Origin of the sequence: Inquilinus limosus, from assembly GCF_002195995.1 — a bacterium.
Lineage (GTDB): Bacteria > Pseudomonadota > Alphaproteobacteria > DSM-16000 > Inquilinaceae > Inquilinus > Inquilinus limosus_C.
The window spans coordinates 1-3625 of record NZ_NHON01000196.1 but is presented as its reverse complement, the minus strand read 5'-3'; the positions used below and the strand labels follow the sequence as shown (position 1 = coordinate 3625).

4 protein-coding genes are annotated in these 3625 nt (G+C 64.1%); 1 reads left to right on the top strand and 3 read right to left on the bottom strand.

All coding sequences use genetic code 11. The annotated features are described in order from the left end of the window. Positions 1-296: 296 nt before the first annotated feature. Positions 297-734: a cupin domain-containing protein gene (locus tag BWR60_RS35780; RefSeq protein WP_088158083.1), complete on the bottom strand. Its 438-nt coding sequence runs from the start codon at positions 732-734 to the stop codon at positions 297-299. A gap of 143 nt (positions 735-877) precedes the next feature. On the opposite strand from BWR60_RS35780, the gene BWR60_RS35775 reads away from it, so the two are divergent. Continuing rightward, positions 878-1138 (top strand): hypothetical protein, encoded by a 261-nt coding sequence (locus BWR60_RS35775; protein WP_088158081.1) that lies wholly within the window; start codon positions 878-880, stop codon positions 1136-1138. A 1001-nt stretch (positions 1139-2139) separates the two neighbouring features. Here the strand turns inward: BWR60_RS35775 and BWR60_RS35770 are convergent. Then, positions 2140-3309: a Gfo/Idh/MocA family protein gene (locus tag BWR60_RS35770; protein ID WP_088158079.1), complete on the bottom strand. Its 1170-nt coding sequence runs from the start codon at positions 3307-3309 to the stop codon at positions 2140-2142. Positions 3310-3402: 93 nt separating this feature from the next. Continuing rightward, a partial coding sequence (locus BWR60_RS37515) for a hypothetical protein (RefSeq protein ID WP_218823841.1) occupies positions 3403-3625 on the bottom strand: 223 nt, incomplete at its 5' end.

The window sequence follows — 3625 nt, the reverse complement described above, 5'->3', positions numbered from 1 at the left end:
CGCCCGACCCGGCGCGGATGAAGGAGGTCATGCGGCGCCACGGGCTGGTGCCGGTCGCCCCCGGCGCGTGACGGGCGCCCCTGCCGGCAGGACCAGGGCCGGATCGCCAGAGTTCAGGCCGGTCTTGACGGCGAAAACCCCCTCCCCCTACCCCCCWCCCGCGAGGGGAGGGGGGACTCTTTTCTCTTTCGGTCGATGGCGTTCGCAGGCGCGGCGATTGCCCTGCATCGGCCACCGGATCGTCATGCCGGACCGGCGCGGCGATCCGGCCCTGGTCCTGCCGGCAGGGGCGCCCGTCACGCGCCGGGGGCGACCGGCACCAGCCCGTGGCGCCGCATGACCTCCTTCATCCGCGCCGGGTCGGGCGCGCCGCCGGCGGCCAGGGCGGCGACCTCGCGGAAATAGCCGGGGCCCAGCACGCCGGGGGTGAGGACGGACAGGCAGGTGGCCGGCGCCTGCGTGTCGTTGCGGAAGCCATGCACGATTCCGCGCCGGATGAAGACGGTGTCGCCGGGCCCGACCGGCACGTCCCGGCCGTCGACCTGGAAGGTCAGGGTGCCGGCCAGGCCATAGGCCACCTCGTCCCAGCTCTCATGGTAATGCGGCACCGGCATCCGGGCGTTGGGGTGCACCGTCATCCGGAACGCATCGAGGCTGCCGGCGGTGCTGTCCTTGTCGTGCAGGAATTCGAGCGCCAGCCCGCCCATCCTGATCGTCTCTGTCTGTCCTCCCATGGGGTCGTCTCCGCGCGTGGTTTCTGCCGGACAGCCTGCGCGCTTCCAGTGGCGCCGACAATGGAGGGGCAGATTTCCGCTCCGTTTGGCTGTCCCGGCGCTCTGGCGGTATCCTGCGGGCCAGGCAGCCGGAGGACACCGCTATGCCCGAGGACCGCAAGGCCCGCGCCCCCAAGGCTCGTGCGATCGATGTCGCGCTCGAGGTCAGCGGCATCGACGAGGCGCTGACCTTCTACGGAAGGCTGTTCGATTTCACCCTGCGCGGCCGCTCCGACGGCATGGCCCTCATCGACCTGGGCGGCCAGTTCTCGGAAAAACGAGCCAATGTATATTGTGATATTCGGATATTCTGCGAAGTGTGTGCCGAACTATTTCGTCAGGCCCGAGAAGAAGCCAATTTATGAGATCTAATATCTGAAATTTCTCCTTTCTATTCAGGGTTCACTTCGATATAGCTTGGGCCGACGCCCCAGCGATAGTCGATAGTGTTCCCGTAACACTCCAGTCTCTCGTGGTAAACAAGATGGAGATGTCAGATACTATAGTTATGGCTGCAGAGATTCTTGCTGACGATATCTGGAGATCTCGAATATGAGAAAATTGGTCTCGTAGTTTAAGAAACGGCTCGAGTAAGGCTTGCTTAATTGCGCCATGAGCTAGTGATCTTCTACTATGCCTTATGTCCTCGATTGCTTTAGATTGAAGTTCAATGACGTGCATAACTAGGTCAACAACGCGAGGGTGGAGACCAGAGGCCAACAACAATTTTCTCTCCATCTCCTGAAAGTGCGACATGCTCATTGGTCGAGCATTGACACCCCAGAGAGTAGCCTGACCAATTCCCAATCTGACTCGAAATTCGGCCCAATGAGTTGAAGCCAGTGCACGCGTCCTACCACGCCGCTGCCTGGCCGAGAGATATATTTCTCTAAGGTTAGTTTTTTCACTCTCTTCCGGAACTGTCAATCCCTCGACAAAGTATGAAGCTTCAAGAAATTGGCGTGATGTGACAAGATTCTCTATTCTTTCTAATAACTCGTTCGCTTCACTATCCGTCAACGTTATCGCATTTCCAGAAACATTTGATCTGCCGTCTGCACGATAGGCTTGATCTATTAATAGTTTACTCATTAGAGATATTAATCTTTTGTCAGATTCTGATAATACGGGGGTGGGAGTTACTATGGACATGAATGCTGCCTTTACGGGTCGTAGGTTGAGGCGGCGTTAGATAAATTTAACTCGCGTACACTGTAATAATTTGCTTTGGTTTTCAAGAGCCTCCATGGGCCGCCGGAGCGAACTTCGAAGCCAACATCCACTTGGCTGACGTGATGCTGATGGCGGTACGCAGGCTGGGTTCCGAGCGGATTGGTTGATCTGCACATTTCCCTCCGACAGGCGCCTACCCCACCACTCCCGCCCACCGCCTCTCCGTCGCCGACCGCCCGATCGCCTCGCTCACCTTCTCCAGCGCCGCGGCCGCCGCGAAGTCCGGGTAGGCCGCAGGCCCTCCCGCGATCGCCTCCAGCAGCTGCGCCACCTCGATCACCTTGAGGTCGTTGAAGCCGAGGCCGTGGCCGGCGGCGGGGCTGAAGGCGCCGTAATGCGGGTGGGCCGGGCCGGTCAGCACCGTGCGGAAGCCGTTGCGGTCGCCCGGGGCGGCGCCCGGCTGGTGGAGCTGCAGCTCGTTCATCCGCTCCTGGTCGAACAGGATCGCGCCGTCGGTGCCGAACACCTCGAAGGCCAGGTGGTTCTTGCGGCCCCAGGCCACCCGGCTGGTCGCCACCGTGCCGATGATGCCGTCGGCGAAGCGCAGCAAAGCGTGGGTCTGGTCCTCGTTCTCCACCGTCGCCGTCTCCGTGGTGACCGCGGCGGCGCCGTCGCGGCGCTCGCGGCCCTCGCCGGCGGCGGGCAGGGGGCGCTCGGCGATCACCGTGCGCTGGTCGGCCGAGACCTCGGTGATCGGCCCGACCAGGGCCAGCGCCACGCTGAGGATGTGCGAGCCGATGTCGCCGAGCGCACCGCTGCCCGCCTGGTCGCGCCGGCAGCGCCAGGACATCGGCACGGCCGGGTCGGCCATGTAGTCCTCGTCGCTGACGCCGCGGAAATAGGTGACGCGGCCGATGGCGCCGTCGCGGATCAGCTGCCGCGCGAAGGACACGGCCGGGCTGCGCAGGTAGTTGTAGCCGACCATGGTGGTGACGCCGGCCTGGGCCGCGGCCGCCGCCATCTCCGCCGCGTCGGCGGCGGTCAGCGCCAGCGGCTTCTCGCAATAGACATGCTTGCCGGCCTTGAGCGCCGCCAGCGCCATCGGCTTGTGCAGCAGGTTGGGGGAGGTGATGGCGACGAGGTCGACCTTCGGGTCGGCCACCAGCGCCTGCCAGTCGCCGGTGGCGCGGGCGAAGCCGAAGCGGTCGGCGGCCCGCTGCGCCGCGCCGGCATCGATGTCGGCCACCATCTCGAGCCGGGCGCCGAGCCGGGTGCGGAACACCGCCGGCGCGGCGCGGAAGGCCAGGGCATGGCATTCGCCCATGAAGCCGGTGCCGATCAGGCCGATGCCGATGCTTGTCATGTCTGGTCTCTCACGCCATTCCAGGCCCCCCTCCCCCTGCGGGAGGGGGTAGGGGGAGGGGGTTCGTGCCTGTGCAACCGGAGATGGTTGACACTATGGACCGGGGACATGGTTGACAGTTTCCACGGTTTGTTCTGGTGCTGCAGGGCGGCCCGGCCGGGCCGCCCTATAGCGGCGAAGCGTTCGAGTGTTACGGTCGATCAGGCCGAGATCGACGTCTGCGAAGCGGACGATCCAGTCGCCGGACTGGGTCTCGGCGACGCCGACGGTTTCGCCGATCAGGGCCTGGGAGATGAAGACCTTGTCGCCCTGCCAT